The sequence below is a fragment of the Inquilinus sp. 2KB_23 genome (genome assembly GCF_052115705.1).
GTDB classification, from domain to species: Bacteria; Pseudomonadota; Alphaproteobacteria; order DSM-16000; family Inquilinaceae; genus Inquilinus; species Inquilinus ginsengisoli_A.
Map to the genome: position 1 here is coordinate 1 of NZ_JBFRHF010000045.1, position 26752 is coordinate 26752.

The 26752-nt window shown below is 69.7% G+C and carries 27 protein-coding genes; 13 read left to right on the forward strand and 14 right to left on the reverse strand.

Features of this window, described 5'->3' with window-relative positions; translation table 11 throughout:
- The 3 genes from AB4112_RS34580 to AB4112_RS34590 all read right to left on the reverse strand — a co-directional run.
- The coding region (locus tag AB4112_RS34580) for a PBSX family phage terminase large subunit (protein ID WP_441726863.1) at positions 1–1161 on the reverse strand (1161 nt) is incomplete at its 3' end.
- Between the two features lie 418 nt (positions 1162–1579).
- Positions 1580–2152 (reverse strand): hypothetical protein, encoded by a 573-nt coding sequence (locus AB4112_RS34585; protein ID WP_441726866.1) that lies wholly within the window; start codon positions 2150–2152, stop codon positions 1580–1582.
- 136 nt (positions 2153–2288) lie between these two features.
- Positions 2289–4427, reverse strand: a complete 2139-nt coding sequence (locus tag AB4112_RS34590; protein ID WP_441726869.1) for a transglycosylase domain-containing protein — start codon at positions 4425–4427, stop codon at positions 2289–2291.
- Positions 4428–4911: 484 nt separating this feature from the next.
- Between AB4112_RS34590 and AB4112_RS34595 the strand changes: the two genes are divergently transcribed.
- Positions 4912–6042, forward strand: coding sequence for a type III PLP-dependent enzyme (locus AB4112_RS34595; RefSeq protein WP_441726872.1), 1131 nt, complete (start codon positions 4912–4914; stop codon positions 6040–6042).
- A gap of 26 nt (positions 6043–6068) precedes the next feature.
- Positions 6069–6599 (forward strand): GNAT family N-acetyltransferase, encoded by a 531-nt coding sequence (locus AB4112_RS34600; RefSeq protein ID WP_441726874.1) that lies wholly within the window; start codon positions 6069–6071, stop codon positions 6597–6599.
- Positions 6600–6777: 178 nt separating this feature from the next.
- Here the strand turns inward: AB4112_RS34600 and AB4112_RS34605 are convergent, their stop codons facing one another.
- Positions 6778–7686 carry a LysR substrate-binding domain-containing protein gene (locus AB4112_RS34605; protein WP_309793592.1) on the reverse strand — a complete coding sequence of 303 codons (909 nt, stop codon included), beginning with the start codon at positions 7684–7686 and terminating at the stop codon, positions 6778–6780.
- 210 nt (positions 7687–7896) lie between these two features.
- Between AB4112_RS34605 and AB4112_RS34610 the strand changes: the two genes are divergently transcribed.
- Positions 7897–8643, forward strand: coding sequence for an SDR family NAD(P)-dependent oxidoreductase (locus AB4112_RS34610; protein ID WP_441726878.1), 747 nt, complete (start codon positions 7897–7899; stop codon positions 8641–8643).
- Between the two features lie 156 nt (positions 8644–8799).
- Here AB4112_RS34610 and AB4112_RS34615 read toward each other — a convergent pair whose 3' ends face one another.
- Together AB4112_RS34615 and AB4112_RS34620 are read right to left on the reverse strand one after the other, a co-directional pair.
- Positions 8800–9558: a TrmH family RNA methyltransferase gene (locus tag AB4112_RS34615; RefSeq protein ID WP_441726881.1), complete on the reverse strand. Its 759-nt coding sequence runs from the start codon at positions 9556–9558 to the stop codon at positions 8800–8802.
- Between the two features lie 158 nt (positions 9559–9716).
- A complete protein-coding gene (locus AB4112_RS34620; protein WP_309793597.1) occupies positions 9717–10184 on the reverse strand; it encodes a RidA family protein in 468 nt (155 codons plus the stop codon).
- A gap of 518 nt (positions 10185–10702) precedes the next feature.
- Between AB4112_RS34620 and AB4112_RS34625 the strand changes: the two genes are divergently transcribed.
- The 5 genes from AB4112_RS34625 (at position 10703) to AB4112_RS34645 (ending at position 15540) form a co-directional block, all read left to right on the forward strand.
- Entirely contained in the window at positions 10703–11782 is a 1080-nt protein-coding gene (locus AB4112_RS34625) for an ABC transporter substrate-binding protein (protein ID WP_309793599.1), read from the forward strand.
- A gap of 113 nt (positions 11783–11895) precedes the next feature.
- On the forward strand, positions 11896–12792 hold the full coding sequence (locus tag AB4112_RS34630) for an ABC transporter permease (protein WP_309793601.1): 897 nt from the start codon (positions 11896–11898) through the stop codon (positions 12790–12792).
- Positions 12789–13577, forward strand: coding sequence for an ABC transporter permease (locus tag AB4112_RS34635; RefSeq protein WP_309793603.1), 789 nt, complete (start codon positions 12789–12791; stop codon positions 13575–13577). The genes AB4112_RS34630 and AB4112_RS34635 overlap by 4 nt, the downstream gene beginning before the upstream one ends.
- 73 nt (positions 13578–13650) lie before the next feature.
- Complete coding sequence (locus tag AB4112_RS34640; RefSeq protein WP_441726887.1) at positions 13651–14742, forward strand: ABC transporter ATP-binding protein; 1092 nt, start codon at positions 13651–13653, stop codon at positions 14740–14742.
- Between the two features lie 156 nt (positions 14743–14898).
- A complete protein-coding gene (locus AB4112_RS34645) occupies positions 14899–15540 on the forward strand; it encodes a LysE family translocator (protein ID WP_441726890.1) in 642 nt (213 codons plus the stop codon).
- On the opposite strand, the gene AB4112_RS34650 is transcribed toward AB4112_RS34645, so the two are convergent.
- The gene (locus tag AB4112_RS34650; RefSeq protein WP_441726893.1) at positions 15537–16412 is read right to left on the reverse strand and encodes a LysR substrate-binding domain-containing protein; all 876 of its coding nucleotides are present in this window, start codon (positions 16410–16412) and stop codon (positions 15537–15539) included. The genes AB4112_RS34645 and AB4112_RS34650 overlap by 4 nt on opposite strands.
- Positions 16413–16538: 126 nt before the next feature.
- Between AB4112_RS34650 and AB4112_RS34655 the strand changes: the two genes are divergently transcribed.
- On the forward strand, positions 16539–17393 hold the full coding sequence (locus AB4112_RS34655) for an EamA family transporter (RefSeq protein WP_441726896.1): 855 nt from the start codon (positions 16539–16541) through the stop codon (positions 17391–17393).
- 25 nt (positions 17394–17418) lie between these two features.
- Here the strand turns inward: AB4112_RS34655 and AB4112_RS34660 are convergent, their stop codons facing one another.
- Genes AB4112_RS34660 through xylB form a run of 3 tightly spaced genes read right to left on the reverse strand, consistent with a single transcriptional unit; the run spans position 17419 to position 19494 of the window.
- Positions 17419–17691: a type II toxin-antitoxin system RelE/ParE family toxin gene (locus AB4112_RS34660; RefSeq protein WP_309793613.1), complete on the reverse strand. Its 273-nt coding sequence runs from the start codon at positions 17689–17691 to the stop codon at positions 17419–17421.
- Positions 17688–17975 (reverse strand): CopG family ribbon-helix-helix protein, encoded by a 288-nt coding sequence (locus AB4112_RS34665; RefSeq protein ID WP_309793615.1) that lies wholly within the window; start codon positions 17973–17975, stop codon positions 17688–17690. The genes AB4112_RS34660 and AB4112_RS34665 overlap by 4 nt, the downstream gene beginning before the upstream one ends.
- A 58-nt stretch (positions 17976–18033) precedes the next feature.
- A complete protein-coding gene (xylB, locus tag AB4112_RS34670) occupies positions 18034–19494 on the reverse strand; it encodes a xylulokinase (RefSeq protein WP_441726900.1) in 1461 nt (486 codons plus the stop codon).
- Positions 19495–19759: 265 nt separating this feature from the next.
- On the opposite strand from xylB, the gene AB4112_RS34675 reads away from it, so the two are divergent.
- Genes AB4112_RS34675 through AB4112_RS34685 form a run of 3 tightly spaced genes read left to right on the forward strand, consistent with a single transcriptional unit; the run spans position 19760 to position 22202 of the window.
- The gene (locus AB4112_RS34675; protein WP_441726903.1) at positions 19760–20746 is read left to right on the forward strand and encodes a zinc-dependent alcohol dehydrogenase; all 987 of its coding nucleotides are present in this window, start codon (positions 19760–19762) and stop codon (positions 20744–20746) included.
- Positions 20747–20748: 2 nt separating this feature from the next.
- Positions 20749–21153 (forward strand): 6-pyruvoyl trahydropterin synthase family protein, encoded by a 405-nt coding sequence (locus AB4112_RS34680; RefSeq protein WP_309793620.1) that lies wholly within the window; start codon positions 20749–20751, stop codon positions 21151–21153.
- A complete protein-coding gene (locus tag AB4112_RS34685) occupies positions 21150–22202 on the forward strand; it encodes a glycosyltransferase family 4 protein (protein WP_309793622.1) in 1053 nt (350 codons plus the stop codon). Before AB4112_RS34680 ends, AB4112_RS34685 begins: the two co-directional genes overlap by 4 nt.
- A gap of 153 nt (positions 22203–22355) precedes the next feature.
- Here AB4112_RS34685 and AB4112_RS34690 read toward each other — a convergent pair whose 3' ends face one another.
- The 3 genes from AB4112_RS34690 to AB4112_RS34700 are packed head-to-tail and all read right to left on the reverse strand — an operon-like array spanning position 22356 to position 24591.
- Complete coding sequence (locus AB4112_RS34690) at positions 22356–23111, reverse strand: RibD family protein (protein WP_441726907.1); 756 nt, start codon at positions 23109–23111, stop codon at positions 22356–22358.
- Positions 23108–23854, reverse strand: a complete 747-nt coding sequence (locus tag AB4112_RS34695) for an FkbM family methyltransferase (RefSeq protein ID WP_309793626.1) — start codon at positions 23852–23854, stop codon at positions 23108–23110. The genes AB4112_RS34690 and AB4112_RS34695 overlap by 4 nt, the downstream gene beginning before the upstream one ends.
- Positions 23851–24591 carry a CDP-alcohol phosphatidyltransferase family protein gene (locus AB4112_RS34700; protein ID WP_309793628.1) on the reverse strand — a complete coding sequence of 247 codons (741 nt, stop codon included), beginning with the start codon at positions 24589–24591 and terminating at the stop codon, positions 23851–23853. Before AB4112_RS34700 ends, AB4112_RS34695 begins: the two co-directional genes overlap by 4 nt.
- Positions 24592–24726: 135 nt before the next feature.
- Between AB4112_RS34700 and AB4112_RS34705 the strand changes: the two genes are divergently transcribed.
- A complete protein-coding gene (locus tag AB4112_RS34705) occupies positions 24727–25716 on the forward strand; it encodes a 2-hydroxyacid dehydrogenase (protein ID WP_309793630.1) in 990 nt (329 codons plus the stop codon).
- Between the two features lie 271 nt (positions 25717–25987).
- Here AB4112_RS34705 and AB4112_RS34710 read toward each other — a convergent pair.
- Positions 25988–26752: DUF533 domain-containing protein (locus AB4112_RS34710; protein ID WP_441726912.1), on the reverse strand; the 765-nt coding region annotated here is incomplete at its 5' end.

The following is a 26752-nucleotide window of genomic DNA, read 5'->3' on the forward strand; positions in this document are numbered from 1 at the left end:
CTCGAACGCCTCGACCTTCCAGTTGCGGAACACCCGGGCCTCGCTGGCCCTGCGATAGCCGCCCAGCCAGACATGGCTGTACTTGTCGGGATCGCGGTCGCGGTCCCATTCCATCTCGGCCTTCAAGACCTTGGGGAAATGCGGGTTGGCGGTCCAGTTGGCCTCGATCAGGGTGGTGCCGGGCGGCGGCTGGCCCTGGCGGAACAGCTGGTCGACCGGGTCCTCCGGCCGGGTCGGGTTCCAGGAGAACCACAGCTCCGACCCCGGCCGGCGGATGGTGGGGCGCAAGAGTTCGAGGCTGCGCCGGGACAGCGACTGCGCCTCCTCGACCCAGGCGATGTCGTAGCCCTCCAGCGACTTGATGCTCTCGGCGGTGTGGTTCTGCATGCCCTGGAAGATGATCCGCCCGCCTTGGGCCCCGCCGGGCCCCGGGGGGCCGAGAATCCGGTCGGCCTGGACGGTGAAGGCGGCGCCGAGGCCGAGCGCCTGGATCTTGTCCTCGATCAGCCGCTTGACCGACTGGTCGAGCGAGCGCTGGATCTCGCGGATGCACACGGCGCGGGTGGGGGCGGCGAAGCAGCGGCGCACCAGCAGCTCGGCGAAGACATGCGACTTGCCCGAGCCGCGCCCGCCATGCAGCGCCTTGTAGCGCGACGGCTTCGCCAGCCGGCCGAAGGCGCGTGCGAGCTTGAGCGGCGGCGGGGCGAGCGGTGCGATCTCGTCCACCTCTCCTTGGGGAGAGGTCGAAATCGCCCCGGCGATTTCGGGTGAGGGGGGTACTCCGGCCTTTCCGACCGGCACCCCGTCTGCAAATCCATGATGCTGGCAGAACTCCGCGAACGCCTGCTTCAGATGGGGCAGGGCGGCGGCGGACCGGCGGGTGGCGCCGCCGCGGTGGCGGGCCCGCTCCACCTGGCCGGCCAGCTTGCGCCGCACCATCGGCAGCAGGGGGGCTCCGCTTCGCCGCAGCAGTTCGGCCTCCTCGAAGCAGGCGACCAGGATCTCGGCCCTGGCCAGCATGCGGGACGACTGGGAGCGACTGGTCGCGGAATAGCCAAGCCCGGCGGTGACGTGGCAGCCGATGCCGTGCCGCACGTAGCGTCGGGCGAAGGCCCGCTCGTTCGGTTTGACCGCCACGGCCCAGGCGATGACAGCGTCCATCCCGACCCCGCATGAAAAAGCCCGCCGCGGCAGGGCCGGGCGGGCACAACTGTTGGACTCTGCCTGAACTATGCGGCGCGAGGCAGCTTCATGTCAAGAACAAAAAGGGAACATAAGAGCGCATCCGGCAGCTTATGGCAGCCTTCGGACCCCGACACCGCCATTGCGACGCCGGCCCTGAGCCGGGGAAGCAATCCATCGGGCCGCTCGTGCGGGCCTATCGATTGCTTCCCCGGCTTCGCCTTCCCGCAATGACGGAGGGCAACGCGCCAACCTTCTGATCGGTTGCTCAGCTGGCTCCGAACCGCCTCAGCCGTTGCCCAGGCTGCCCAGCAGGCCTTCCAGGCCGTTAAATTCGGTGACAGTGCACGAATTGGCGCGGGCCAAAAAGTGTGGACTGTCATCGTAGTTCCCCAAGTCACTTCCTTGGTCGCCGCCGAGCCTTAATCTCCTTGGCGAAGGTTGGATCCGACGACAGTCTCTCCAACAAGTCATGAGCTCTATCCAGTTTTGATCGCATCAATGGTAACAGTAGATGTAATCTGACATCCCCATGCCTGACGTCAGTGATCAATTCTACTATTTTGTCGATTTCCACGTCGCTCGCTAATTTTGCGATCGCGGACGCCAGCCCCTCTTTAAATTGCGGATGATCTGATGGATCCGTTGATTCAAATAACTTAACTAAAAATCCAAATGATGATCTCGCTGCAGGTACGGAAAGCGCACGAGCGATTCCTTCCTTAATTATGTCTGGATAATCCAATACGATATGCTTAAGCAATATTTCAATAGCATTATCGTAATCATCATATTCAATATTTAAATCCCACACAGAGTCGACGCCAATGCCGATGTGCGACAAATCCTCGATTATAGGTTTTTGCGCAGTGCGGAGTTGATTTCGCCTTCGTTTCCATTCCTCCTCTCGCATCGCCTTCTGTAAGGCCATTTGCTCTGGAGTGAGGGGTGGCTTGTTCGCATTCTTCATGGCAATTCCCCCGTGCTTCGGCAGATAGCCAGTGCTCACTTTCTGGAAAATTCGGCTCGTGGACGGCGCTTCCGGACTGAGGCAGAAGACTTGGGGTGATCGGGACAATCTAAGGGCAATGCGAAGCCGGCTGGCCTCAGCCGTTGCCCAGGCTGCCCAGCAGGCCTTCCAGGCCGCCCTGGTCCAGCTCCTGCTTGGCCGGCTGCACCACCGGCGGCGTCGCGGCGGTCGGCGGCACCACCAGCCGGCGGGGGGCGCCCGAGACGGCCGGCGTCGCGGCGGGGGCGGCGATGGTGGTGGGAGCGATGACGGCGCCCGAGCCGGCCGTGGCCACCGCGGCCGGCAGGGCCATGTCGTCGACGCCCAGCAGCGGCTTGGGCGGCAGGCCGCGTTCGGCCTCGACCATGAAATCGTGCCAGATCTTCGCCGGCAGGCTGCCGCCGGTCACCTTGTCCATCGGCGTGCCGTCGTCGTTGCCGACCCAGACGCCGACCACGTAGTCGGCGCTGAAGCCGATGAACCAGGCGTCGCGATAGCCCTGGCTGGTGCCGCTCTTGCCCGCCGTCGGCCGGTCGTCCAGCCGCGCGCTGCGGCCGGTGCCGATGGTCATGGTGGCGCGCAGCATCCGGTTGATCGCCTCGACATGCCAGGGCAGCACCGCCTCGCCCGGGCCGCCGCCGAAGCGGGTGTAGATCGGGTCGCCGCCGGGCGGGCCGATGCGCCGCACGCCATAGGGCCAGACACCGTTGCCCTGGTTGGCCAGCGCGGCATAGGCGGCCGTCAGCTCCAGCAGATTGACCTCGCTGGTGCCCAGCGCCAGCGACAGCTCCGGCCGCAGCGGCGAATTGATGCCCAGGCGGTGGGCCAGCTCAATGGTGCGGTCGACGCCGGCGCGCTGCAGCATGCGCACCGCCGCGGTGTTGTAGGATTTGGCCAGCGCCTCGCGCGCCGTCACCTCGCCATGGAACTTGCCGTCGTAGTTGCCGGGCGACCAGTTCTTGATCGTGATCGGCGCGTCCAGCACCAGGCTGTCCGGGGTCAGCCCCTGCTCGACCGCGGAGAGGTAGGCGAACATCTTGAACGAGGATCCGGGCTGGCGCTGCGCCGTCACCGCCCTGTTGAACTGGCTCTGGCTGTAGCCGCGGCCGCCGACCATGGCGATCACGGCACCGTCCGGTCGCATCGCCACCAGCGCCGCCTGGGTGGCGCCGACCTTGCCGCCATCCTCCGCCATGCGGGCGTCGACGATGCTTTCGGCCGCACGCTGCAGCGACGGCACCAGCGTGGTCTCGACCCGCAGCGCCGGGGCGGCGGTGTTGACGAAGTCCGGCACCTGGTCGGCGACCCAGTCGGCGAAATAGCGGCTGCCCGACCCGCCGCCCGGCCGGCGCGGCGGCACCGGCGGCTGGTCGTCGGCGGCCTGGCGCTCCTTGTCGGTGATGAAGCCGGCGTCGACCATGGCCGACAGCACCACTTCGGCGCGCTGCCGCGCCGCCTCCGGGTCGCGCTCGGGCGAATAGCGCGACGGCGCCTTCAGGAGGCCGGCCAGGATCGCCGCCTGCTCCAGGTTCACATCCATCGCCGGCACGCCGAAATAGGCCCGGGCGGCGGCGTCGATGCCGTAGGTGCCGGAGCCGAAATAGACCCGGTTGAGATAGGCGGTCAGGATCTGGTCCTTGGAGAAGTTCATCTCCAGCCACACCGCCAGGATCGCCTCCTGGATCTTGCGGCGGACCGTGCGCTCCGGCGTCAGGAACAGGTTCTTGGCCGCCTGCTGGGTGATGGTCGACCCGCCCTGCACGGCGCGGCCGGCGCGCCAGTTCACCCACAGCGCCCGGGCCACGCCGATCGGGTCGATGCCGTAATGGCTGTAGAAGCGGCGATCCTCGATGCCCAGCACCGCCTCGGTCAGGTGCTTCGGCAGGGCCGAGGCCTGGACCATGTCGCCGGTCATGTCGCCGTAGCGGGCGATCTGACCGCCATCGGCGGCGACCACGGTCACGGCGGGCCGCCGCTCCGGCATCGCCACCTGGCGGATGTCGGGCAGGTCGTAGGCGAAGTAGGCGACGACGACGCCGAGCGAGATGACGCCCCAGATCGACAGCACCGCGCTCCACTTCGCGACGCCCCACAGCCAGTGCCGGCGGCCGCTGGACTTGCGACTCCGCTGCGGCGTCTTGGGGCGCTTCGGCGAGGACTTGGCGGCGGACGTGCTCGTCCGGGAGCGGCCACCGGTGGCACGCAGGGCAGGCTTGCCGGAGGAGCGGGTCGTCATAATGTAAACTTTATCTCGCGAGAATCCCGTAATATCAAGACGGAATGCGGCGGAATTTAGATTTCAGCTGAAGCTGTGGCGCCACGGTGACGGGATAAAATTTAGATCCATAAAATTTCACTTGCATCGGGGGGTCACCGACCGTATTTCACCCCTCGGAACGTATTCGCACGTGCCCCGGCCCGCCGGTTTCGAACAGGTTCGAACCTGGTGGGCACAGCAACGACGTCACGCGTCTCCTCGGTCTGTCTGGCCTCGGCCAGCTGGGTTGAAGAGAAGTTTTTCGGTTGCATGTGCGGAGAGGGTTCCTCTTCCGTGATTGTCAGGACGGGTTTCCGGGTGGTGCTTATGGCACCGGCCTGCAACTTCGTCTCTGCAATCCCGGATCCGCACGCGCCGCCGGGTTTCGTCGCCGGTGAGCAGAGGCGGGCGCCTCAGGCAACGGTTTGGTTTGAACTGCTTGCCGGAGGGAGTGTTTCCCCTGATGAATACGAAGATCGCTTCCTTTCTTGAAGAGCGACGTCCCGAGACGCCGTGCCTGGTGCTGGACCTCGACGTGGTCGCCGGCAACTATCAGGCGCTGGCCGACGCCATGCCCGACAGCCGCATCTTCTACGCGGTGAAGGCCAACCCGGCGCCGCAGATCCTGTCGCTGCTGGCCGCGATGGGCTCGTGCTTCGACACCGCGAGCGTGGTCGAGATCCGCGACGCGCTGGCCGCCGGCGCCACCGCCGACCGCATCTCGTTCGGCAACACCATCAAGAAGCGGGTCGACATCGCGACCGCCTATGCCCTCGGCATCCGCCTGTTCGCCTTCGACAGCGAGGCGGAGCTGCGCAAGATCGCCGAGGTCGCCCCGGGCGCCCGCGTGTTCTGCCGCATCCTGACCTCGGGCGAAGGCGCCGAGTGGCCGCTGTCGCGCAAGTTCGGCTGCGAGCCGTGCATGGCGCGCGACCTGCTGGCGATGGCGCCGGGCCTCGGCCTCGACGCCTATGGCGTGTCGTTCCATGTCGGGTCGCAGCAGCGCGACACCGGCGCCTGGGACAAGGCGCTGGAATCGGCGGCCGGGATCTTCCGCGACCTCGCGGTCCAGGGCATCGAGCTGAAGATGGTCAATCTCGGCGGCGGCTTCCCGACCAAGTACCTCAAGGAGGTGCCGACGCCGGAGGCCTATGGCCGCGCCATCGACGCCAGCCTGCGCCAGCATTTCGGCAACCGCCTGCCCGAGACCATCATCGAGCCGGGCCGCGGCATGGTCGGCAATGCCGGCGTGATCCAGAGCGAGGTCGTGCTGATCTCGAACAAGTCGGCGAACGACAACACCCGCTGGGTGTATCTCGACATCGGCAAGTTCGGCGGCTTGGCCGAGACCATGGACGAGGCGATCCGCTACCCGATCACCACGATCCATGACGGCGATGAATCCGAGCCGGCGATCCTGGCGGGCCCGACCTGCGACAGCGCCGACGTGCTGTACGAGAAGAACGCCTACCCGATGCCGGTTTCGCTGGCGATCGGCGACAAGGTGCTGATCCACGGCACCGGCGCCTACACGACGACCTATTCGGCGGTCGCCTTCAACGGGTTCGCGCCCTTGCAGGCCTACTACATCTGAACCACGCGGGTTTGGAGATCCAGGTCATGGACATCATGCGGGAGCGGCCGCGCCACGCGGCCGCCATCGAGGATCTTGTCGTCGATTGCTTCGGCGAGGGGCGCTTCGGCAAGACCGTCTACCGGCTGCGCGACGGGGTGCGGCCGAACAACGAGCTCGGCCTGGTGGCGCTCGAGGACGGCGACCTCGTCGGCACGCTGCGCTTCTGGCCGATCCATGTCGACGGCATCGGCGAGACCATCCTGCTCGGCCCGCTCGCGGTCGCCGAGGATGTGCGCTCCAGCGGCATCGGCTCGCGGCTGATGCGGGCCGGTCTGTCGCGCGCCAAGGCCTTCGGCCACAGCAACGTCATCCTGGTTGGCGACGAGCCCTATTACCGCCGCTTCGGCTTCCGCCGCGACCTGACGCTGGGCCTGATGCTGCCGGGCCCGGTCGACTACGACCGGCTGCTCGGGCTCGAGCTGGTGGCGGGGTCGCTGGCCGGCGCCCGCGGCATGATCGGCCGCGCCGACGGACTGCCGGTGCGCCACGAGCTGGCCGAGATGGCGGCGGCCTGACCTTCGGCGGCGGCTCTCCCCCTCACCCTCCCGGCCCAAGCGGGCCGGGCCCCTCCCTCTCCCCAAGGAGAGGGGAAGGAGGGCATCGCTCCGACACCTCTCCTTGGGGAGAGGTCGAAATCGCATCGCGATTTCGGGTGAGGGGGCGGCTCAGTCCCCTCCTGATCTCACTGTCAGGCTACCCCCCTGAAGTCTGCGATGCGCGGCGGATCAGCTCGTCCCGCTTCGACAAGACGAATCTGAGCAGCGGGGACGGATTCGCCCTGCTGTGGCCGATGACCAGATCGATCGTCGCGGCCTCGCCCTGCAGCGGGCGGCTGACCACCGCGGCCGGCAGCAGGTTCCGGGCATAGCGGGGCAGCAGGGCGACGCCGCCCGTCGACGCCACCAGCGAGAAGGTCATCGACAGGTTGTCGGCGTAGTGGTCGGGCGTCAGATCGACGCCGATCCGCCTTGCATAGGCATCGATCACCGCCCTCAGGGCCGGCGAGGTCGCCGCCGGCACGCCGATCAGCGTCTCCCCGACGATGTCCTGCGGGCCGATCGCGGCCTGGGCGGCCAGCCGGTGGTCGCCGGGCAGAACCACGATCAGGGGCTCCGCCGTCAAGAATTCGAACGCCAGGCCGGGCGCCGGCTCCTCGCGCCGCATCAAAGCCAGGTCGATCTTCCCGCGCATCAGCCCCGCCGCCAGCTCCGGCGACAGCAGGCTGTGGATGGTGACCTCGATGTTCGGCAGCTCGTCGCGGAGGATGCCCATGATCGCGGGCAGCCACTCCATCTCGTGCCCGGTCAGGAACCCGATGGCGAACGACGCCTTGGCGGGGGCGCCGGCCCGCCGTGCCGCCTCGCGCGCCGCCTCCACCTGCAGCAGCACCAGCCGCGCATGATCCAGGAACACCCGGCCGGCCGCGGTGAGTTCGATGCCGCGCGGGCCGCGCAGCATCAGCGCGACGCCGAGTTCCAGCTCCAGATCCCGGATCTGGCGGCTCAGGGACGGCTGCGCCGTGTGCAGCCGCCGCTCGGCGGCCAGGGTCAGGCTGCCCTCCTCGGCCACGGCGATGAAATAGCGCAGATGTCGTAGCTCCATGAGCAAGCCATGCCTCATAAGTATGGAAAAATCCTACAAAGCCTTTCTCGGCGGCGCCAGGGGAACCTAGATATCTGGGGACAGAGCGGCGATCGCGCGGCCGGCGGGCAGGCCTTCGGATCAAGAGCCGGAAGGCCTTGCAGGCATAAATGGCCAGCCTCCGCACATCCCGCTCGGGGTTTTCACCACGGCGTCCCTAGGAAGCATTCCATGACCCACCCTGTCGTCCTGATCACCGGTGCCCTGACGGGCATCGGCCGCGCCACGGCGCTCGCCTTCGCCAGGCAGAGCGCCCGCATCGTCGTCGCCGGCCGCCGCGACGAGGCCGGCCAGGCCCTGGCTTCCGAGCTGCGGGCGCTCGGCGCCGAGGCGGAGTTCATCCGGGCCGACGTCCGGCACGAGGAGGAGGTCCGCGACCTGGTCGACCAGACCGTCGCGCGCTTCGGCCGCCTCGACGCGGCGGTCAACAACGCCGGCACCGAAGGCCAGCCCGGCCCGGTGACCCGGCAGTCGGCCGAATCCCTGGCCGCCACCTTCGACACCAATGTGCTCGGCACGCTGCTGAGCATGAAGCACGAGCTGCGCGTGATGCAGGCCCAGGGGCACGGCAGCATCGTCAACATCTCCTCGACCTACGGCCATGAGGGCGCCGCCGGCGCCTCGGTCTACGTCGCCAGCAAGCATGCGGTCGAGGGCATGACGAAGTCGGCCGCGCTCGAGGCCGCGGCCTTCGGGGTGCGGGTCAACGCGGTGGCGCCGGGCCCGATCGAGACCGGGATGCTCAACCGCTTCACCGGCACCGCCGAGGCCAAGGCGTCGCTGGCGGCGAAGGTGCCGCTGGGGCGGGTGGGGGACCCGGACGAGATCGCCGGCGCCATCGTCTTCGCCACTTCGGACCAGGCGTCCTTCATGACCGGCCAGATCCTGACGGTGGATGGCGGCAAGACGGCAGGCTGACCTTCGTGCCGTCGACCTGCCCGTGCGCTACGGGCCGGGCGGTCGCAATCCTTGATCCGTCATCGCGAGGCGCGCAGCGCCGTGGCGATCCAGAGGCCGGTGCCGCTGGATTGCCACGCCCCTTCGGGGCTCGCAATGACGGATTAAAACCTCTCCCTAACCGCGCATCGCCAGATAGTGCCCGTACAGCGCCAGGCTGGCGGCGACGGTGGCGTTGAGCGATTCGACCGCGCCGGTGGTGGGGATGGCGAGGCGCCGCACCGCCAGCCCGTCCGGCAGGCCACGGCCTTCCTCGCCCAGGACCAGCCGCAGGTCGGCCGGCCAGGCGAAGCCCGAGAGGTCCTCGCCCTGGCCGTCCAGCGCCAGCAGCGGCCCGGCCGCCTGGGCCAGCCCGTCCCAGGACGGGCCCCGGCACAGCGCCAGCGCGAATTGCGCGTTGGACGCGGCGCGCAGGCATTTCGGGTGGAACGGGTGCGCGGCATCGGCCAGCAGGATCACCCGGGACACGCCGAAGGCGGCGGCGCTGCGCAGCAGGGCGCCGAGATTGCTGGGGTCGCCCAGGGCGCAGACCAGCTCCAGCCCCTGCGGCGGCCGGGAAAGGTCGATCATCGGCATCTCCGGCACCACCCCGACCAGCAGCGGCAGCCCGGTGCCCGAGACGTCGAGCCGGTCGAACAGGGCCCGGCCGAGCTGGATGCGCTCCAGCCCCGCGGGCAGGGGCAGGTCGCCGGCGTCGGCGCCGGGCGGCAGCAGCAGGGTCTCGAACCAGCCGGGATGCTGCGCCAGCGCCTCGGCCACGGTCTTGCGGCCCGCCAGCAGGAAGCGGCGGTGCTTGCGCAGGCCGCGGCTCTCCAGCAGCGCCGTCCACAGCCTGGCGCTCGGATTGTCCGGGCTCTCGATGATGCGGTCGGCCATGGCCTCTCCTGCCGACGCCCACCCCTCTGCTGTCATTGCCCGGCTTGACCGGGCAATCCAGGGGCCATCAAGAGCAGTTCCGGCGGCCCCTGGATGCCACGGTCAAGCCGTGGCATGACAGGAAAGGGGAAGGGGGAAGCGTCCTCGGTGTGGCGCCCTTACCTGATCTCGAAGATCGCATCGACCTCGACGGCGCAGCCGAGCGGCAGCTGGGCGACGCCGACCGCGGCGCGGGCGTGCTTGCCGGCATCGCCGAAGGCCTCGGCCATCAGGTCCGAGGCGCCGTTGATCACCTTCGGCTGGTCGGTGAAGTCGGGGGTCGAGTTGACGAAGCCGCCCAGCTTCACCACCCGGGCGATGCGGTCGAGGTCGCCGCCCAGCGCCGCCTTGGCGGCCGCCAGGATGTTGATGCCGCAGATCCGGGCGCAGGCGTAGCCCTCGTCGATCCCGAACTCGGCGCCGAGCTTGCCGGTGTGGCTGATCTTGCCCTCGACGAACGGCACCTGGCCCGAGATGTAGAGCGTGTTGCCGGAAATGACGTAGGGGACGTAGTTCGCCGCCGGCGCCGCCACGTTGGGAAGGGTGACCCCCTTCTCCTTCAGCCGCGCCTCGATGCTTCCAGCCATGGTCCGTATCCCGCGCAATGGGTTGAGTCGAAGGCCGCACCATAGCCAGCGCCGCCCGGCCGCGAAAGCCCGGCGCCGACCCGGTCCGGCCGATGCGCGACGGATCATGCCGCAGCCGGAACAGATTCCGGCTTGCCCCTGAGTCACTCTACATTCCAAGGCCGGAGACAGGCCCTGCAGGGAGCCATTGACGACGTCAGTGTTTCATGACGTTATTATTACAGTTCATCTACAAATATGTGGCATCCGCCATGTCATGGTCGGGTTACCGATTGGTGTTCTCGTGGGATCGGCCGGTCAAAACCGTGGCCGGACCTGAAGAGTTGTTTCGTTTCTGGCCAACCGGGCGGGACTCTCCTTGACAAGCATTGCGCAGCGCAACACAGTCCCGCCGCATCCGCGACAGAGTCCGGATTTGACCGCGTGCTCGACTTCGCATGCGGGGATTTTGCTAAAAATCACGCAGCAGAAGCTGATGAACATCGGGGGTTTGTGACATGAAGGCGACGTGGAAACCCATGCTGTCGATTTCGGCCCTGGCGCTCTTCGCCTCCGCCGGTCTCGCCTATGCGGAGCCGTCGGCGGAGCTGATCGCCGCGGCCAAGAAGGAAGGCGAGCTGACCATCATCGCCGTCCCGCATGACTGGTGCGGCTATGGCGGGGTCATCGACTCCTTCAAGGCCAAGTACGGGCTGAAGCTCAACGAGCTCAACCCCGATGCCGGCTCCGGCGACGAGATCGAGGCGATCAAGGCGAACAAAGGGAATAAGGGCCCCCAGGCCCCCGACGTGATCGACGTCGGCCTGTCCTTCGGCCCCTCGGCCAAGGCCGACGGCCTGCTGCAGCCCTACAAGGTGTCGACCTGGGACAGCATCCCGGCCAGCGCCAAGGATGCCGAAGGCTACTGGTACGGCGACTACTACGGCGTGCTGTCCTTCGAGGTGAACACCGACATCGTCAAGAAGGTCCCGGCCGACTGGAAGGACCTGCTCGGCGCCGACTACGCCAACTCGGTCGCCCTGGCGGGTGACCCGCGCACCTCGAACCAGGCGATCCAGGCGGTGCTCGCCGCCGGCCTGTCGACCGAGAAGGATGCGGAGAAGGCGGCGAATGCCGGCCTGAAGTTCTTCGCCGAGCTGAACAAGGCGGGCAACTTCGTGCCGACCATCGGCAAGGCCGCCTCGGTCGCCCAGGGCGCCACCCCGATCGTGATCCACTGGGACTACCTGGCCCTGCAGGACCGCGACACGCTGAAGGGCAACCCGCCGATCGAGATCGTGGTGCCGAAGACCGGCGTCGTCGCCGGCGTCTACGTCCAGGCGATCAGCGCCTTCGCGCCGCATCCGAACGCCGCCAAGCTGTGGATGGAGCACCTATATTCGGACGAAGGTCAGCTCGGCTGGCTGAAGGGCTACTGCCATCCGATCCGGTTCCAGGACCTGGTCGACAAGAAGAAGGTGCCGGACGAGCTGTTGAAGGCGCTGCCGCCGGCGGCCGCCTACGCCGCGGCCGTGTTCCCGAGCCTTGAGGACCAGAACAAGGCCAAGGAGATCATCACCAAGCAGTGGGATTCGGTGGTCGGCGCCAACGTGCAGTGACCGTTCAATCCGCTTGAGGCCGCGCCGTCCTCTCCCGTACCCTGGGGGAGGACGGCGCGGTTCTTTGCGTCTTCGCCCGTCCGTCCGGCCGGGATACCCGTCAGCAGGCGCCGATGACACAAGCCTCGTCGATCGCAGCCCCTCTCGCCGCCCCCGCAAAGCCGGGCAAGCTCTCCTGGGCCTGGCTGGGGGTGACCCCGTTCTTCCTGTTCGCCCTGCTGTTCCTGGTGCTGCCCACCGCCTACCTGCTGGTCGGTAGCTTCCAGACGCCTGACGGTTCCTTCACGCTGGGCAACATCGCGGATTTGTTCCAGCCCTCGATCCTCAGCGCCTACTGGATCTCGATCAAGATCAGCGCGGCCTCCGCCTTCTTCGGCGCGGTGATCGGGTTCTTCCTGGCCTATGCCGCGGTGATGGGCAAGCTGCCGCGCTGGATCCGGCCGACGCTGATGACCTTCAGCGGCGTGGCCTCGAACTTCGCCGGCGTGCCGCTGGCCTTCGCCTTCATCGCCACGCTCGGCCGTGCCGGGCTGGTGACCATCCTGCTCGACAAGTATCTCGGCATCAGCATCTACCGGGCGGGCTTCAACCTGCTCAGCTTCTGGGGCCTGACGCTGACCTACCTGTACTTCCAGATCCCGCTGATGGTGCTGATCCTGGCGCCGGCGCTGGACGGGCTGAAGAAGGAATGGCGCGAGGCCTCCTCCATCCTCGGCGCCACCACCTGGCAGTACTGGCGCATGGTCGGGCTGCCGGTCTTGTGGCCCAGCCTGGTCGGCACCACGCTGCTGCTGTTCGCCAACGCCTTCGGCGCCATCGCCACCGCCTATGCGCTGACCGGCAGCTCGCTGAACATCGTGCCGATCCTGCTCTACGCCCAGATCCGCGGCGACGTGCTGCACAACCCCAATCTCGGCTACGCCCTGGCGTTGGGCATGATCCTGATCACCGGCGTCTCCAACGGCATCTACATGGTGCTGCGGACCCGCAGCGAGAGGTGGCTGCGATGAAGCAGAGCCGGATCGGCGCCTGGATCGCCATCATCGTCGGCACCCTGTACTTCCTGGTGCCGCTGATCGGAACCCTGGAATTCTCGCTGCGGCTGCGGCGCGGCGAATACAGCCTCGACGCCTACACCATCGTGCTCGGCGACCCCGGCTTCCAGGCCAGCTTCCTGTATTCGGTGGTGCTCGCCCTGGCGACCATCGTGGTCGGGGTGCTGCTGGTGGTGCCGACCGCCTATTGGGTGCGGCTGAGGCTGCCGAGTCTGCGCCCGATCATCGAGTTCATCACCCTGCTGCCGCTGGTGATCCCGGCGATCGTCCTGGTGTTCGGCTACATCCAGCTGTTCAACACCTCGTCCTTCCTGCCGCTCCTCGGCAGCGAGCGGGGCACCGACATCCTGCTGATGTTCGGCTACGTCACCCTGGCGCTGCCCTACATGTACCGCGCGGTCGACACCGGCTTGCAGGCGATCGACGTCCGCACCCTGACCGAGGCGGCGGAGAGCCTGGGCGCCGGCCGAGCCCGGATTCTGTTCCGGGTGATCCTGCCGAATGTCCGCTCCGCGGTGCTCAGCGGCGCCTTCCTGACCTTTGCCATCGTGATCGGCGAATTCACCTTCGCCAGCCTGCTGAACCGGCCGGCCTTCGGCCCGTACCTTCAGCTGATCGGCGCCAACCGGGCCTATGAGCCGGCGGCGCTGGCGATCATCGCCTTCGTCGTCACCTGGGCCTGCATGGGGCTGCTGCAGCTGTTCGGCCGCGGCGCCCGCGGCTCGACGGCGACACGCTGATGGCGGCTTCCGCCCATCGTCTTCAACCCAGCGCCGCAGTGACCGGCGCCACCAGGCAGGCACAGTGATGGCAATGGCGACGGAATTCCTCGAGATCGGCGGCCTGCGCAAGAGCTATGGCCAGAACGCCGTGGTCCACAATTTCGACCTCTCGGTGAAGCGCGGCGAGTTCATCTCCTTCCTCGGGCCGTCGGGCTGCGGCAAGACCACCACGCTGCGCATGGTCGCCGGCTTCGAGACCCCGACCGCCGGATCGATCCGGATCGACGGCCGCGAGGTCACCCAGCTGCGCCCGAACCAGCGCAATGTCGGCATGGTGTTCCAGGCCTATGCGCTGTTCCCGAACATGACGGTGGCCGACAACGTCGCCTTCGGCCTGAAGGTGGCCAAGATGCCGGCCGCCGAGATCGGGCCGCGGGTCGCCGAGATGCTGAACCTGATCAAGCTGCCGCACCTGGCCGACCGCTACCCCTACCAGCTGTCGGGCGGGCAGCAGCAGCGCGTGGCGCTGGCCCGCGCCCTGGCCAACAAGCCGCAGGTGCTGCTGCTGGACGAGCCGTTGTCGGCGCTCGACGCCAAGATCCGCGTCTCGCTGCGCAGCGAGATCAAGGCGCTGCAGCGCGACCTGGGCATCACCACCATCTTCGTGACGCACGACCAGGAGGAAGCCTTGTCGATGTCGGACCGGGTCGTGGTGATGAACGAGGGCAATGCCGAGCAGGTCGGCACGCCGTTCGACATCTACAACTACCCGCGCACCCGCTTCGTCGCCTCCTTCGTCGGCACGCTGAACATCCTGCGCGGCAAGGTGATCGACGCGAAGGCGCAGAAGCTGGTGATCGACGACCAGGAGATATACGCCACGCGCGGCGTCAGCGACGCGGTCGACGGCGAGATCCGGTCGGTGGCGCTGCGGCCGGAGGCGATCACCCTGGCGGGGTCCGCCGAGGACCAGGGCAACGGCCGCAACCGCATGCACGGCACCATCGAGGATGTGAACTTCCTCGGCGCGGTGGTGCGCATCCGCGTCCGCTTCAAGGACAATGCGGTGTCGCTCGACACCTTCAACAGCCCGACCGTGGCGCCGCCGGAGCGCGGCCAGGCGGTGACGGTCAGCTTCGGCCGCGAGGACGTGCTGGTGCTCGAGGGCGCCGAGACCGCCTGACCGGGCCCGGCAGACCCGTTCCGGCCGGCGGGGAGGTGGCATGGCATTTGGGTCGCGTTGACGTTCCAACGATCTTGCCCCGAGGGCAATGTCCCGGTTGCCCCTGCGCGGCGGCGGCCGCTACGCTTGGCTCGCCGTTTCCAAGGATACCTCCCGATGATCGTCAGCCCCGCCAGCCTGGCCGGCCTCGCCCTGATCGCGCTGGGCATGGTCTGCACCCCCGGGCCGAACATGGTCTACCTGCTGTCGCGATCGATCCTGCAAGGGCGCCTGGCCGGGGCGATCTCGCTGGGCGGCGTGCTGGTCGGCATCCTCTGCTACATCCTGTGCACCGCGCTCGGCCTCACCGCCCTGATGCTGGCGGTGCCGCTGGCCTATGAGGCGGTGAAATGGGCCGGCGCCCTGTACCTGCTGTGGCTGGCCTGGGGTGCCGTGCGCCCCGGCGCCGGGTCGGCGCTGGAGCCGCGGCGCGACCTCAAGATCGACCGGCCGGCCAAGCTGTTCGGCATGGGCTTCCTGACCGCCCTGCTGAATCCGAAGATCGCGGTGTTCTACGTGTCGCTGCTGCCGCAATTCATCGACCCGGAGCGCGGCCATGTGCTGCTGCAGGGCCTGGTGCTGGGCGGCATGCAGGCGGCGATCAGCTTCAGCGTCAACCTGGGCATCGTGTTCGCGGCCGGCAGCATCGCCGCCTGGTTCGCGGCCCGGCCGTCCTGGCTGCGGGCCCAGCGCTGGATCATGGGCAGCCTGCTGGCCGGCTTCGCCGTCCGGCTCGCCTTCGACAAACGACCGGTCTAAGCGCCCAGCGCCAGCCCCTCCAGCTCCGCCGCCAGGAAGTCCTGCAGCGACTGCACCGCCGGTGGGTTCTCCGCGGGCAAGGCGACCCGGTACAGCCCGAAATCGGCCTGCGGCGCCGGCGGCAGCCCCGTCGCCAGCACCCGCATCGCCTCGGGCCGGATGTTGCCGTCGAGCAGCACCGACACCCCCAGCCCGGCCTCCACCGCCGCCTGCACCGCCGGCAGGCTGCTGCTGGTGCAGACGATGCGCCAGGCGATGCCGGCCCCGGCCAGCGCCGCCAGCACCCGTTCCTGCCAGACGCAGGTGGCGTCGAACGCCACCAGCGGCAGCGGGGAGGGGGCCTGCAGATCCAGCTCGAAGCCCCGCGCCGCCACCCAGTGCAGCGGCCGGTGCCAGCGCGCCAGCGGCGTCGCGGCGATGATGTTCGGGTCGCCGACGGCGAGGTCGAGGCCGCCCTCGCGCAGCCGGCGGTCGAGGCCGCGGCTGCTTTCCACCACCATCTCCAGCAGCACCCGGGGATAAGCGTGGGAGAAGCGGGCGAGGGCGCGGGGCAGCCGTCCGACCGCGACATCCTCGAGCAGGCCGAGCCGGACGGTGCCGGCGACCTGCCGCCCGGCCAGCGCCCGCCGCGCCTCCTCGCTCGCGCCCAAGGCGCGGTGGGCATAGCGCAGCAGGGTCTGGCCCGCCTCGGTCAGGCGGATGCCGCGCGGCGACCGGTCGAGCAGGCGCTGGCCGACATCCTCCTCCAGCCGGCGCAGCTGCATGCTGACCGCCGCCTGGGTCCGCGCCAGCCGGTCGGCGGCGCCGCTGACGCTGCGGGCCTCGACCACCGTGGCGAAGGCGCGGAGCAGGCCGAGGTCGAGATCCCGCATCATAACGATCCCTTATGATGGCATCACGACTATCAGGATACGTGAAGACGGACCCATCCGCTATATTCAGGTATCAACTCCCGCAGCACAGCCTTGGACCCGGACCAGATGGCGACGAGCCCCGAGATGACCGCGGACCGGCCGAACCCGACCTCGCAGGTCGCGTTCGCCGCGCTGATGGCGATCGGTTCGATGACCCTGGTCCAGCTCGGCGCCGCCCTGGCCAAGCCGACGCTGGACAGCTTCGGCCCGCTGGGCACGACCTGGCTGCGGCTGGCCTGGGCGGCGCTGCTGCTGGCCGCGATCACCCGGCCGCGGATCCTGTCCTACAGCCGGGCGCAGTGGCGCGGCGCGATCCTGCTGGGCGCGGCGATGGCCGGCATGACGCTGTGCTACTTCCAGGCCGTGATCCGCATCCCGCTGGGCCTGGCCACGGCGATCGAATTCCTCGGCCCGCTCGGCGTCGCCGCCTTCGGCATGCGCCGGGCCTGGCATGCGGTCTGGCCGGTCCTGGCCCTGGTCGGGGTGGTGCTGCTGGTGCATGACGGGTCCGCCTGGACGGTCGACCCGGTCGGTGCCGGCTTCGCCCTCGCCGCCGGCCTGGGCTGGGCGATCTACATCCTGCTGATGAAGCGGGTCGGCCAGGCGTTCGAAGGTCTGCAGGGCCTGACCATGTCCCTGGCCGTCGCGGCGCTGGTGGCCACGCCCTGGGGGCTGGTGGAGAATGGCGGCCACATCCCGCTATCGGTGCTGGGCATCACCATCGGCCTCGCCATCCTGGTGCCGCTGCTGCCCTATGCGCTGGAGATGATGGCCCTCCGGCGGATGCCGACCCGGGCCTTCGGCATCCTGATGAGCGCGGAGCCGGCGCTGGGGACGCTGATCGGCTTCGTCGTGCTCGGCCAGGCGCTCAGCCCGGCCCAGCTCGCCGGCATCGCCCTCGTGGTGATCGCCAGCCTGGGGGCGGTGGCGGGGGAGTGAGCGAGACGCCGCAAGCCCGCAGACATCACGGCCATTTGCGGGCGGCATGCAGCACATGCAGAATGCGTACGGCGTCGCCCGCGATCTCGTAAACCAGCACGTAGTTCCGATGGGCGACCAGTTCGCGCGTCCCCTGAACCCGACCGGGTCGGCCCAGATGGGGAAGGTCGATCAGCCGGGTCGCAATATCGTCAAAACGCCCATCGAGATCGATGGCCGCCCGCGGGTTGTCTGCTTCAATATATTCGTAAATGCTGCGACGATCGGCCCGCGCAGCGCGAGTCCATTGCAGCTTCACTCACGCGAGCCGATTTTCCGCAACGTCGCCGCCCGGCGTTCCGCGAACTCGGCAGCAACTTCCTCGTTCGAGTACAGTTGTCCGGCTCGCGCTTCGGCGATCCCCTCGGCCACCTTGCGGCGGAACCAGGCATCATGCTCCGCCTCATCCGTCTTGCTCTTGACGAAGTCCCGCATGAAATCCCGCAGTAGTTGCGACGTGGTGCGGTCAGCCGCCTTTGCGGCCTGGGCAAAGGCGGTCTTGAGCTCATCGTCAACCCGCACAACCACAGTGGAATCCGTCATAGCGATCTCCCGATGTATCACGCTGTATATACACCGTATTGATCGGAAGCGGTAGCCCTTACCCCGCCCAGGCCGGCTTCAGCATCGGGTACAGGGCGCGGAATCGCTGGTGCTTCGCGGCGTAGCGCTCGGTCAGCGCCGCGTCCGGTGCGACCACATGCGCGGTCTGCGGCCGCAGGCACACCGCCTCCGGCGCCTCGCCGGTCGCGGCCAGCCGGCCGAGGCGGGCGGCGCCGAAGGCGGGGCCGAGCTCGCCGCCCGCGGGATAGTGCAGCGGCCGGTTCAGCGCCGCCGCCAGGATCCGGCCCCAGAACTGGGACCGGGCACCGCCGCCGATCACCGAGACCTCGCCGATCTCGGTGCCTGCCGCGGTCAGCGCCGCCTGGCCGTCGGCGAAGGCGAAGGCCACCCCCTCCAGCACGGCGCGGACCAGATGCGGCCGTCCGGTCTCATGGGTCAGGCCGATGAAGACGCCGGTCGCCGCCGGGTCGTTGTGCGGTGTGCGCTCGCCCGAGAGATAGGGCAGGAACAGCAGGTCGCCGGTGTCGGGGTCGGCGCGCTCGGCCTCCGCCAGCAGCTCCGCCTCGGTGCCGCCGAGCAGCCGGGCCAGCCAGGACAGGGCCGAGGCGGCGCTGAGGATCACCGACATGCGGTGCCAGGTCGCCGGCAGGCAGTGGCAGAAGGCGTGCACCGCCTGCGCCGGGTTGGGGGCATAGCCGGCATCGGCCACGAACAGCACGCCGGAGGTGCCGAGCGACAGGAAGGCCTCGCCCGGCCGGATCACCCCGACCCCCACGGCACCCGCCGCGTTGTCGCCGGCCCCGCCGGCCACCACCGCATCGGCCGGCACGCCCCAGGCGGCGGCGATGTCGGGGCGCAGCGTGCCGGTGGCCTGGCTGCCCTCGAACAGCTCCGGCATGGCGGAGGGCGGCAGGCCGGTGGCCGCCAGCATCGCCTCCGACCAGCGCCGGGCCGCGACGTCGAGCCACAGCGTGCCGGCCGCGTCCGACATCTCCGACGCCGCGGCGCCGGTCATGCGCAGGCGCAGATAATCCTTGGGCAGCAGCACCCGGCGGGTGCGGGCGAAGATCTCGGGCTCATGCGCCGCGACCCACAGCAGCTTGGGCGCGGTGAAGCCGGGCATGGCCAGGTTGCCGGTGATGGTGCGCGACCGTGGCTCGCGCCGCTCCAGCTCCACGCATTCGGCGCCGGCGCGGCCATCGTTCCACAGGATCGCCGGGCGCAGCGGCCGGTCGGCCGAATCGAGCAGGGTGGCGCCATGCATCTGGCCGGACAGGCCGATGCCGCGCACGCCGGACAGCGCCTGGCCCTGCCGGGCCTTCAGCGCGGCCACGGCCCGGTCGGTGGCGCGCCACCAATCCTCCGGGTCCTGCTCGCTCCACAGCGGATGCGGGCGGGAGACGGAGAGCGGCACCGCCTCCTGGTCGACCACGCGCTGGTCGCCGTCGACCAGCACCACCTTGACCCCCGAGGTCCCGAGATCGATCCCGAGAAACATGCCCATTCTCCCGATTGCGCGCCCAGGCTACGGAACCCGCCGGCCGGAGACAATGCGCCGACGCGTGGCGGCGTCCTCCGCACCCGGATCAGGGCCCGAACGCGCCGTCTTGTTACGGATGTAACCGAATGGCGTCGTGGTGTTGCCGTCCGGTAACCCGGCCTTGCTAGGTGGAGTTTCCTGACAGTTGCGAGAGCCCATGCCGCTGCCGCCGGATCCCACGCGAAGTCCCCCTCTGGCCACAGGCGAGGCAGGGGCTTATTCCATGGGCATCATGGATGTGCGCGCCCTCTGGATCCTCAAGCCGGGCCAGGCCCGGATCGGCACCGAAACCCTGCCCGAGCCGGGGCCCGGCGAGGTGCGCGTGCGCGCCCGCTTCGGCGCCGTCAGCCGCGGCACCGAGGCCCTGGTGTTCCAGGGCAAGGTGCCGCCCAGCCAGCACCAGGCGATGCGGGCGCCGTTCCAGGCCGGGGTGTTCCCGGGCCCGGTGAAGTACGGCTACATCAATGTCGGCCGAGTCGAGGCCGGGCCCGAATCGCTGCTGGGCCGCGACGTGTTCTGCCTGTATCCGCACCAGACCGGCTATGTCGTGCCGGCGACGGCGGTGACGCCGCTGCCCGAGGGGCTGCCGCCGGAGCGGGCGGTGCTGGCCGCCAACATGGAGACGGCGCTGAACGTGGCCTGGGACGCGGCGCCGCGCCCGGGCGACCGGGTGGCGGTGATCGGCGCCGGGGTGGTGGGCTGCCTCACCGCCCGGCTGATCGGCCGGATTCCCGGCTGCACCGTGACGCTGGTCGACACCGATCCCGGCCGGGAGGCGGTGGCCGCCGCGCTCGGCGTCGGCTTTGCTGCGCCAACCGCGGCGCCGGATGATCAGGACCTCGTCATCCACACCAGCGGCAACCCGGCCGGGCTGGCGACGGCGCTGGGCCTCGCCGGCATCGAGGCGACGGTGATCGAGGCCAGCTGGTACGGCGACACGCCGGTGCCCGCGCCGCTGGGCGAGGCCTTCCACTCGCGCCGCCTCACACTGCGGTCGTCCCAGGTCGGGATGGTGGCCACGGCGCAGCGGCCACGCTGGGATTATGCCCGCCGCATGGCCAAGGCGCTGGAGCTGCTGCGCGACCCCGCGCTGGACGTGCTGTTCACCGGCGACTGCGATTTCGACGATTTGCCCGAAGTGCTGGCCCGGCTGGCCGCTGCTCCGGCCGGGGCTCTGTGCCAACGCATCCGTTACCCCGAGGAAAATTGACTATGTACACGGTTTCGGTCCGCGACCATTTCATGATCGCCCACAGCTTCCGGGGCGAGGTGTTCGGCCCGGCGCAGAAGCTGCACGGCGCCACCTATGTGGTCGACCTCGCCTTCCGCCGGCCCGAGCTGGACGAGGACGGCATCGTGGTCGACATCGGCCTGGCCTCGACCGCGCTGAAGGAGATCCTGGCCGAGCTGAACTACCGCAACCTCGACGAGGACGCGGCCTTCGCCGGCTGGAACACCACCACCGAGGTGCTGTCCCGCACCATCTTCGACCGCGTCGCCGCCCGCATCGCCGCGGGGGATCTCGGGCCAAGCGCTGCCGCGATCGAGAGCCTGGTGGTGACCCTGCACGAATCCCACATCGCCTGGGCCTCCTATGAGGGCCGTCTGGCGGGATGAGCGACCCGATCGCCTTCGTGCTGCCGGGCGACCCGGAGTCGCGCACCGGCGGCTACATCTACGACAAGCGCGTGGTCGAGGGGCTGCGCGGCCTGGGTCGCGACGTGACGCTGCACCGGCTGGCCGACGGCTTCCCGTTCCCGGACCCGGCGGCGGTGGCCGAGGCCGCCGCCGTCCTGCGCGCGCTGCCGGACGGCACCCTGACGGTGGTCGACGGGCTGGCCTTCAGCGTGCTGCCTGAGGTGGTGGCGACGGAGGCCGGCCGGCTGCGGCTGGTGGCGCTGATCCACCATCCGCTGGCGCTGGAGAACGGGCTGAGCGGGGCGCAGCGCCGCGCGCTCGAAACCAATGAGCGCTGGGCGCTGGCGGCGGCGCGGCGGGTGGTGGTGACCAGCCCGGGCACGGCGCGCGACCTGCAGCAGGGCTACGGCGTCGAGGCCGGGCGCATCGGCGTGGTGCTGCCGGGCACCGACCCGACCCCGCCGGCGCAGGGCTCGGGCGAGGCGGCGCCGGTGATGCTGGCCGTCGCCACGCTGACGCCGCGCAAGGGCTATCTCGACCTGGTCGCGGCGCTGAGCCGGCTGGCCGGCCTGCCCTGGCGGCTGGACTGCGCCGGCAGCCTGGAGCGCGACGCGCCGCATGCCGCGGCGGTGCAGGCGGCGGTGCGGCACGCCGGCCTGACCGACCGCATCCGCCTCATTGGCGAGATCGACGAGCCGACGCTGCTGCGCCACTACGACCGGGCCGACCTGTTCGTGCTGCCCTCGCATCACGAAGGCTACGGCATGGCGCTGGCCGAGGCCTCGGCGCGCGGCCTGCCGATCGTCAGCACCACCGGCGGCGCGATTCCGGAGACGGTGCCGGCGGGCGCCGGGCTGCTGGTGCCGCCGGGCGACATCGACGCGCTGACCGAGGCGCTGCGCCGGGTGCTGACCGACCCGGCGGCGCGGCTGGCGATGCGCGAGGCCGGGCTGGCCGCCCGCGCCCGTCTGCCCGGCTGGCCGGCCCAGGCCGCGGCGTTCGCGCGGGAGTTGGATCGGGTGGTTTAGAAGCCGCCCGCCCGCTTCTTCGCTGCTATTCCCCTGCTGTCATTGCCCGGCTTGACCGGGCAATCCAGGGCCACAAAGAGCCGCTCTGGCCGCCCCTGGATGCCACGGTCAAGCCGTGGCATGACAAGAAAAGGAGCAGCGTCGTCCGACGATTCAGGCCTCCGTGGCCGTCCCCCGCAGGTCGAAGTCGAACAGCACGTCGCCGCCCATGGCATAGGTGCGGCAGGGTGGGCGCAGGGCCTGGTCGAGATGGGCGATCTCCGGCAGGCGCAGGCCGCCCTTGCCGGAGCCGATGATGATCGGCGCCACTGCGATGTGCAGCCGGTCCAGCACACCCGCGGCCAGGAAGCGCGAGACGGTGGTGCCGCCGCCTTCGATCAGCACGCGCCGCAGCCCGCGCATCGCCAGTGCCGCCAGGATCGCAGCCGGCGACAGGTCGTCGAGGCCGATGATCTCGGCCGACCCGGCGGCCTGATCCGCCCGGTCGGCGGCGCACAGCAGCAGGGTCGGGGCGGCGCAGTCGTGGAACAGCTGATGGCTGGTCTCAAGCCGCCGGGCGGGGTCAAGCACCACCCGCACCGGGTTCGGCCCGTCGACCCGGCGCGTGGTCAGGCGCGGATCGTCATGTGCCACGGTGCCGGCGCCGACCAGCACCGCATCGGCCAGCGCCCGCAGCCGGTGCAGATGGTCGAGGTTGCAGGGCCCGGTGACGAATTGCGACTGGCCGCAGCCGGTGGCGATGTGGCCGTCGATGCTCTGGCCGAGATGGGCCAGGGCGAAGCGGCCCTCGGCCTCGGCGAAGGGCCGCAGCAGCTCGATCCGGTCGCGCCCGGCGTCATCGGCCGGCAACGGCGTCTCCGGCCGTCCGGCACGGCGGTCGAGCAACCAGATCCAGGCGGTGTCCATCATCCCTCGGCCCGCGCATAGATATCGCCGGAGCGGTCATCCGCCCCTTGGGTCAACAGCCACGCGCGCAATTCGTGCCCGTCACGCCAGTTCGGCCACAGGAAGCGTCCGGTTTCACCGATCGAGACCTGAAAGCGGTAGCGGCCCAACGCCTCGACCCGGTCCAGCGCCACGATCGCCGCCGGCAGCGCCGCCGGGACGTATTCGAAGGACAGGCAGGGCAGGGGCCGGGACAGGCCGGCCAGCACCTCGGCCTCGAAGCCTTCGACGTCGATCTTGCAGAAGCCGGGGGTGCCGAAGCGTTCGATCAGCGTGTCCAGCGTCGTCACCGGCACCGCCACCGTGCGGTCCCAGCGGACCGAGGCGAAGCCTTCGGTGGCCGACACCGTCTCGATCCACGCCGGCGACAGGCTGGCGACGGTCGGGTTGCGGCTGCTGAGATGCAGGGTGGCGGTGCCCGGCGCGGCGCCGACCGCGGTCTCGACCAGGGTGATGCCCGTGTGGCCGCGGAAGCTGCGGCGCAGCAGGGCGGCGAGATCCGGCTGCGGCTCCACCGCCACCACCCGGGCGCCGAGATCGGCCCAGCACAGGCTGCGGTTGCCGACATGGGCGCCGATGTCGAAGCACAGGTCGCCGGGCCGGACCAGCGTCGAGAAGAAACGGCGGAAGCGGGCGGAGCGGCCGGGGATGCCGCGATAGATGGCGAGCGACCGGGCGATGCCGGCGGCGCGGACCAAGCTGTTCATGCGGTCACGTGCCGCTGCCGCCACAGCCAGACCACGTCGCGGCCGAACGACCACAGCAGCAGCGCCAGCGCGCCGGCCGCCAGCGGCGCGGCCAGGCGCGGCGGCATCGGCGGCAGCAGGCAGGCGATCAGCGCCAGGATCTGGATCACGCACACCGTCTTGCGGGCGAAGCTGTCCGGCACCGCGCCGCGCAGCCAAGGCCAGGCGGCGCCGGCCAGGACGTAGAGGTAGCGCATCGCCCCGATCAGCAGCACCCAGATCCCGACCTTGCCCCATTGCCAGGCCAGCACCGAGAGCACCAGCACGAAGAAGGCGTCGGCCTCCATGTCGAAGCGGGCGCCGAAGCGCGAGGCCAGGCCGCTGCGCCGGGCCGCCCAGCCGTCGACGCCGTCCAGCGCCAGCGACAGGCCGGCCAGGGCGGCGATCAGCCACAGGCAGTCCTCATCCGGTGCGGCGGTGCCCATCAGCGCGGCCAGCAGGCAGATCAGCACGATCCGCGACAGGGTCACCGAGTTGGCCGCGCCGAAGCGGCGATGCGGCGCATGGGCCGCCAGGCCGGCCAGGATCAGCGAGGCGATGCCGCAATACAGCAGCTCGGCCCGCGCCACGAAAAACACGCCGAGCGCCGGGTCGGCGGCGAGCGGCAGCGCCAGGGCGACGAGCGCCAGCGCCCCCGTCGCCAGGGGAAGCCTTGCCCGCCGCTGCAGCACACCCCGAAGATCGGTCTCGTCGCGCATGATTCTCCTGGCCTGTCGGCCCACACTTCCACGGTACTCTTCGTCCTGGAGGTGACCTGGGTAACACCCCGCGCTGGACAAGCATGGGGCCAGCTTGCTCTATGGCGCAAATAGGGTTGCCAGGACGGTTCTGCCATGGCCGAGAGAAAACGTCCGCTCGTCATCGTCACGCGGAAGCTGCCGGATGTCATCGAGACCCGGATGATGGAGCTGTTCGAGACCCGGCTGAACCACGACGACGTGGCGCTGGACCGCGACCAGATGGTGGCGGCGGTCAAGGAGGCCGACGTGCTGGTGCCGACGGTCACCGACCGCATCGATGCCGGGCTGATCGCCGAATGCGGGCCGCAGCTGAAGCTGATGGCCAGCTTCGGCACCGGGGTCGACCACATCGACCTGGTGGCGGCCAAGGCGCGCGGCCTGACCGTGACCAACACCCCCGGCGTCCTGACCGAGGACACCGCCGACATGACCATGGCCCTGATCCTGTCGGTGGCCCGCCGGCTGGCCGAGGGCGAGCGGCTGGTCCGCGCCGCGCAATGGACCGGCTGGAGCCCGACCGGCATGCTGGGCGCGCGGCTGGGCGGCAAGCGGCTGGGCATCATCGGCATGGGCCGGATCGGCCAGGCGGTGGCGCGCCGCGCCCGGGCCTTCGGCCTGTCGGTGCACTACCACAACCGCCACCGCGTCCACCCCGAGGTCGAGGCCGAGCTGGACGCCACCTACTGGCCCAGCCTGGACCAGATGCTGTCGCGGATGGACATCGTCTCGGTCAACTGCCCGCGCACGCCGGCGACCTTCCACCTGCTGTCGTCGCGGCGGCTGAAGCTGCTGCGCCGCCACGCGCTGATCGTGAACACCTCGCGCGGCGAGGTGATCGACGAGACCGCGCTGGCGCAGATGCTGAAGCAGGGCGAGCTGGCCGGTGCCGGGCTGGACGTGTTCGAGCGCGAGCCGAACGTCAACCCGAAGCTGCTGAAGCTGCCGAATGTGGTGCTGCTGCCGCATATGGGGTCGGCCACGCTCGAGGGCCGCATCGACATGGGGCAGAAGGTGATCGTCAACATCCGCAGCTTCATCGACGGCCATGTGCCGCCGGACCAGGTGCTGGAGACGGAATTCTAGGCGCGACCGTGCCACCCCTCCACTGTCTGCCCGGCTTGCCCCACGGTTGTTCGATTGGGATTTTCAGGTTGTGGCCAGTGCTTGGGGCTTGATTTCATTGTCATTGCCCGGCTTGACCGGGCAATCCAGGGGCCACCAAGAACCGCTCTGGCCGCCCCTGGATGCCACGGTCAAGCCGTGGCATGACAATGAAGATGGAGCGTCTCAACAAAACTCTTCTCTCAGGCCATCGTTGGGTTCGCCACCGCGAACCCAACCTGTGCTCCCGTGATCAGCCCGGCTTCACCGTCTGGTGCAGCGCGGCGATGGTCTGGGCGTCCAGCTTCAGCGCCAGGGCCAGCTGCTTCAGGAAGCGGCTCTCCTCCGGCGTGTCCATGCTGATGGTCAGCAGCGCCGCGGTGTAGACCTGCGCCGCCTCCTGGGTGCCGCCGACGCCGGCGGCCAGCTGCTGCGGCGTCGCCGGGTTGCGGATCTCGTTGTCGAGGAATTCGCGCTCCTCGGTGTCGTCCTCGCCGAGTTGGCCCTGGATCGCCGTGGCCTCGCTGTCGTCGATCCGGCCGTCGGCCGCCGCCGCCGCGATCATGGTGCGGATGATGCGGTGGGCGGTGTCCTGGCCGATCAGATGCGCCGCCGGCGCCCCGCCGACCGAATCGGCCATGCCGAGGAAGCCGCCGCCGGTGCCCGGGGCGGTGTCGTCCGAGGCCGATGCGGGCGGGCTGCCGAGGCTGGGCGCCGCGCCGCCGCCGCGGTTCTGCAGCGCCTGCATGGCGAGGCCGGCGATGATCGCCATCAGCCCGCCGCCCAGGCCGCCACCGAGCCCGCCGCCGGCCTGGCCTTGGCTGCCGCCGCCGAGGCTGTTGAGGAGGCCGCCGAGGCCGCCCAGCCCGCCGCCACCGCCGGGTGCCGCCGCGCCGCCGCCGCCAAGGCTCTGCAGCAGCCCGCCGAGTCCTCCGCCGCCACCGCCCGAGGCGCCGCCGCCGAGGCTCTGCAGCAGGCCGCCGAGGCCGCCCAATCCGCCGCCGCCGCCGGCCGGCGC

Coding starts and splice junctions, on each gene's coding strand:
- AB4112_RS34600 (WP_441726874.1), top strand. CDS start 6,069: ATGGACATCATGCGGGAGCGGCCGCGCCACGCGGCCGCCATCGAGGAT.
- AB4112_RS34680 (WP_309793620.1), top strand. CDS start 20,749: ATGTACACGGTTTCGGTCCGCGACCATTTCATGATCGCCCACAGCTTC.
- AB4112_RS34700 (WP_309793628.1), bottom strand. CDS start 24,591: ATGCGCGACGAGACCGATCTTCGGGGTGTGCTGCAGCGGCGGGCAAGG.
- AB4112_RS34705 (WP_309793630.1), top strand. CDS start 24,727: ATGGCCGAGAGAAAACGTCCGCTCGTCATCGTCACGCGGAAGCTGCCG.
- AB4112_RS34690 (WP_441726907.1), bottom strand. CDS start 23,111: ATGATGGACACCGCCTGGATCTGGTTGCTCGACCGCCGTGCCGGACGG.
- AB4112_RS34630 (WP_309793601.1), top strand. CDS start 11,896: ATGACACAAGCCTCGTCGATCGCAGCCCCTCTCGCCGCCCCCGCAAAG.
- AB4112_RS34635 (WP_309793603.1), top strand. CDS start 12,789: ATGAAGCAGAGCCGGATCGGCGCCTGGATCGCCATCATCGTCGGCACC.
- AB4112_RS34650 (WP_441726893.1), bottom strand. CDS start 16,412: ATGCGGGATCTCGACCTCGGCCTGCTCCGCGCCTTCGCCACGGTGGTC.
- AB4112_RS34665 (WP_309793615.1), bottom strand. CDS start 17,975: ATGACGGATTCCACTGTGGTTGTGCGGGTTGACGATGAGCTCAAGACC.
- AB4112_RS34675 (WP_441726903.1), top strand. CDS start 19,760: ATGGGCATCATGGATGTGCGCGCCCTCTGGATCCTCAAGCCGGGCCAG.
- AB4112_RS34695 (WP_309793626.1), bottom strand. CDS start 23,854: ATGAACAGCTTGGTCCGCGCCGCCGGCATCGCCCGGTCGCTCGCCATC.
- xylB (WP_441726900.1), bottom strand. CDS start 19,494: ATGTTTCTCGGGATCGATCTCGGGACCTCGGGGGTCAAGGTGGTGCTG.
- AB4112_RS34655 (WP_441726896.1), top strand. CDS start 16,539: ATGACCGCGGACCGGCCGAACCCGACCTCGCAGGTCGCGTTCGCCGCG.
- AB4112_RS34620 (WP_309793597.1), bottom strand. CDS start 10,184: ATGGCTGGAAGCATCGAGGCGCGGCTGAAGGAGAAGGGGGTCACCCTT.
- AB4112_RS34615 (WP_441726881.1), bottom strand. CDS start 9,558: ATGGCCGACCGCATCATCGAGAGCCCGGACAATCCGAGCGCCAGGCTG.
- AB4112_RS34645 (WP_441726890.1), top strand. CDS start 14,899: ATGATCGTCAGCCCCGCCAGCCTGGCCGGCCTCGCCCTGATCGCGCTG.
- AB4112_RS34625 (WP_309793599.1), top strand. CDS start 10,703: ATGCTGTCGATTTCGGCCCTGGCGCTCTTCGCCTCCGCCGGTCTCGCC.
- AB4112_RS34610 (WP_441726878.1), top strand. CDS start 7,897: ATGACCCACCCTGTCGTCCTGATCACCGGTGCCCTGACGGGCATCGGC.
- AB4112_RS34685 (WP_309793622.1), top strand. CDS start 21,150: ATGAGCGACCCGATCGCCTTCGTGCTGCCGGGCGACCCGGAGTCGCGC.
- AB4112_RS34590 (WP_441726869.1), bottom strand. CDS start 4,427: ATGACGACCCGCTCCTCCGGCAAGCCTGCCCTGCGTGCCACCGGTGGC.
- AB4112_RS34640 (WP_441726887.1), top strand. CDS start 13,651: ATGGCGACGGAATTCCTCGAGATCGGCGGCCTGCGCAAGAGCTATGGC.
- AB4112_RS34585 (WP_441726866.1), bottom strand. CDS start 2,152: ATGAAGAATGCGAACAAGCCACCCCTCACTCCAGAGCAAATGGCCTTA.
- AB4112_RS34595 (WP_441726872.1), top strand. CDS start 4,912: ATGAATACGAAGATCGCTTCCTTTCTTGAAGAGCGACGTCCCGAGACG.
- AB4112_RS34605 (WP_309793592.1), bottom strand. CDS start 7,686: ATGGAGCTACGACATCTGCGCTATTTCATCGCCGTGGCCGAGGAGGGC.